Raw genomic sequence first — 3,271 nt, forward strand, 5'->3', positions numbered from 1 at the left:
AGGAGTTTTATGAAGTAAATGATATTTATAGTCACAGATCGGGTATATCGGAATTTAATTCCTCTGGTCTGGGCTTAGGACTTGCCACAGCTCAGAAAATAGTTGCACTTCATGGAGGTAAGATCTGGGCAGCAGCAAATGATAATGGTAAGGGAACAACCTTTTATATTTCCCTTCCTCTGGCAGATGTAAAAGATGCCAAACTGTAAAAGTATTTGATAAAATTTGGAGAAGAAAAGATGAAAATAAAATTCATTACACTAACCGTACTTATTATGATTAGCTTAATTTTGACAGCATCAGCAAATGATGATCTGATGTTTGCAGTGGGACTTTATGAAGATGGCAATTACTCTCTTGCTCAGCAGGAGCTGGTAAAATATTTGGCAGAATATCCACAAAGTGAATACCGTCCGGAAGCCAGTTATCTTCTGGCAGATATTTACCTGGAACAAAAGAATTATCAACAGGCAAATGAGATTTTTGGAGAACTCAGTAAAACACCTCCAGCTACCATGCCCTATTCTGATATCCTTTCTGGTCTTGGTCAATCATATTATTATCTGCAAAACTATAGTGAAGCAATCAAAGTATTCACTCAATTAATAACCAGTTATCCACAAAATGAACAGATCAGCCGCTTCTATTATTTTCTGGGTGCTTCCATGATAGAAACCGGAGATTTTGAGAAAGCTGAAGAAAATCTGCTCAGGGCAATGAGCATTGAAGACAGAATGAGCGTGAGACTAAAACTTATTCAGCTCTATCTATCGGAGAAGGAATTGGTAAAGGCGGAAGAACTTATCCTTACATCTTTAGAAAAGTATGCTGGAAATGAAAATCTTAATTATGCACTTGTGCTTTTTCATAATGAAAATATCAAAAGAAATGAATATGAGAAAGTGCTGAATATAGGATATGACAGTATCAATTCTACTTCTGAATATTACTCCCAATATCAAATGCTTTTAGGCATCGCAGAATTTGAGCTGGGAAATTACTCTCAAGCTGCTGAGCATCTGGCTGTTCTGACTTCTGACCAGGCAAGATATTACTTCGCTTTATGCCAGATAAAGCTCAAGAATACTATTGAAGCCAAGGCTATTTTACAAAATCTGAAGAATTCTGATAATGAAGAGCTTATTGCAAACAGTCAATTCTATCTGGCAGATTTAGCTGAGAATCCAACTCAAAAAGAGAGTCTGCTCAAGCAATTCATCGGAGAATATCCAGATAATGTCTTCATTGCAGAAACCTTATATCAGCTTGGTATTACTCAATTCCTGCTGAACAAATATAATTATGCTGCTGAAAACCTGCAAAAAAGCCTCGCATCAGGTTTGACATCTGTATATCAGGAAAAAGCCTGGTATATAAAAGCAGAGGCAGAATATTTATCTGGAAATCATGAGACGGCTCTCACTGATTTTTCTGCATATCTGGAAAAATATCCCAATGGGCAATTTGCTGATGAAGCATACTTCAGGAAAGGTTTGTGTTATTTTAATAAAAGCGAAATGTCAAATGCCCAGGAGCAGTTTGAACTTGTTGTATATAATTTTGAGAATAGTGATAAACAGGGTATGAGTAATTTTTATCTTGGTGAAATAGCTCTGTTAAATAAAAATTTTGAGATCTCCCGGAAACATTACACGATAGCTCTTAATCAAAGAGCTGATCATAATCTTGTCTGGCTGCGCATTGCCCAGAGCTGGCAGCAAAATAAGAATTACAGCAAGGCATCTGCAGCATTGAACAACGTTGACGATAGCTCCCAATATATGATCCAGAAGCAGGTACTTCTGGGAGATATATATTTTGCCCAAAAGGAATATAGTAATGCTTTGAAGTCCTACCAGAGGCAAGAAGATCTGGAAATTGACAACACAAAAAAAGAGAACATCATGGCAAAGGAAGCCTGGACATATTATCAAAAAGGTGAATATGATAAAGCAAGTGATATTTATAATCAGCTTTCTATCAGAACTGATAATCCAGCATCTTACACTTTCCAGTCAGCAACTGCTTTATTCAGTGCCCAGCAGTATGATTCTGCCTTGAAGCAGTATAGAATATTTGTAAAAAACTTTCCTGAAAGTTCTAACGCACTTTCGGCTATGTTAGGTATCGGTGATTGCCTCTATAACCTGGGTCAATTTGATGCTGCACGGAAACAGTATAGAAGCCTGATAACCAAAGTTACTGATCCAGACCTGCATCAAAATATCCTGGATGGCTGGAAATGGTCAACTGAGCAGGCAGGAGAAAACTTCCTCGATGAGATAAATGATTATCTGAATAATGAAGATATTCCTGTAAACTTCCGCTTCCTTGTTGATGAATGCAAAGCAAAACATCTCTTTGCTATTCATGAATATCAGCAGGTAAGTGACCTGGTTGATAGGATGAAAAGAACATATATCTATCCCATGAAGGATTTAGAATATCTGAAGGCGAGAAGCTATAAAAATATGGAAATGTGGGATGCAGCAGATGACTTTTATGCTCGGCTCTTCATTGTTTATAAAGACCCTCAATTGCAATATGAATGGGCAGATATTACCCTGGTGCAGGGCAGGATAGAAACTACTGTCCGTAAACTGCAATATGCTGCTGAGAAATTAAAGAAACCAGAATTTATCCTGCGCCTTCTGCAGATAGAAGCAAAGTATGACAGATCAGAATTTGAGCAGGATTATCCTTTATATATAGATTTGTTAAGTGGAATCGACCTCGAAAAGGCACAATTGGAAAACTGCCGCTGGCTCTTGAACCAGCAGAAAATTGCTGAAGCTGCTCCGATCATTGCCGGACTTAAAGAAAGCAGCACTGAAGAAATCAAAGCATCTGCTCAATACCTGAGCGGATTCAGTTTGTATCAGCAACAGAAATATCAGGAAGCAATCCCTGAATTATTAAGAGTACGCCATCTTTTCCCCTACCTTACAGATATCAGACATCAGTCAGAAGTACTTGCCTTTCGTGCGTATCTTAAGCTGGATAAAAAGCAGGATGCTGAAAATCTGCTGGGAAATATCCGGGACGACCTTGATCCTGAACAGGCTAATGAACTGGAAAACCTGCTGAAAGGGAAATAGATCATGAAGATAACTCAACTTATTCTCCTGGCAATTACCCTCCTGTGCTCGCTGAATATTTTTGCTCAGCGGAATGACGATCTGATCAAACTGGAAGACATAGTTGTTTTTGGCAAAAGCCATGGTTTTAATGATAGCCTCAAAGTGGTAAATGAGGATGAATCATTCACTGG

At 38.2% G+C, this 3,271-nt stretch carries 2 protein-coding genes; both read left to right on the forward strand.

Annotated elements, in window-relative coordinates; all coding sequences use genetic code 11:
* On the forward strand, positions 1–209 hold a 209-nt coding region (locus RAO94_03160; protein MDP8321334.1), incomplete at its 5' end, for an ATP-binding protein.
* Between the two features lie 66 nt (positions 210–275).
* On the forward strand, positions 276–3,098 hold the full coding sequence (locus tag RAO94_03165; GenBank protein ID MDP8321335.1) for a tetratricopeptide repeat protein: 2,823 nt from the start codon (positions 276–278) through the stop codon (positions 3,096–3,098).
* Positions 3,099–3,271 lie beyond the last annotated feature (173 nt).

The sequence above is a fragment of the Candidatus Stygibacter australis genome, assembly GCA_030765845.1.
Classification (GTDB): Bacteria; Cloacimonadota; Cloacimonadia; order Cloacimonadales; family TCS61; genus Stygibacter; species Stygibacter australis.

Bases quoted from the DNA above. Each gene is read 5' to 3' on its own strand.
- RAO94_03165 (MDP8321335.1), top strand. From the start codon at position 276: ATGATTAGCTTAATTTTGACAGCATCAGCAAATGATGATCTGATGTTT.